The organism is Corynebacterium sp. HMSC078A10, from assembly GCF_001811565.1.
Taxonomy (GTDB): domain Bacteria; phylum Actinomycetota; class Actinomycetes; order Mycobacteriales; family Mycobacteriaceae; genus Corynebacterium; species Corynebacterium hesseae.
In genome coordinates, this window is sequence record NZ_KV805197.1 from 117,843 (window position 1) to 118,087 (window position 245).

A 245-nucleotide genomic window follows, 5' to 3' on the forward strand; every position below is an offset into this window, starting at 1 on the left:
TCATCGAGGACCAGGACGTCGACGTCGTGGAGCTGCTGGATGAACTTCAGCCGTGTGGGGTTATCGGGTTGGAGGACTGCTAGTTCGGCGGCGAGCATGTCGGTGCGGTAGAACCGTGCGGAGTAGTCGTTGCGGCATGCTGCGGTGATGAGTGCTTGGGCGAGGTATGTTTTACCGACTGAGGACTTGCCCAGGATGACAATGTTTTGACCTAGGTGGCACCATTGTCCGTGGGCGAGTCTGCT

Annotated in this window: 1 protein-coding gene; it reads right to left on the minus strand. The window is 58.4% G+C overall.

Translation table 11 applies throughout. From position 1 onward, the window contains the following. The coding region (locus HMPREF2808_RS13960) for an ATP-binding protein (protein WP_168165067.1) at window positions 1-245 on the minus strand (245 nt) is incomplete at both ends.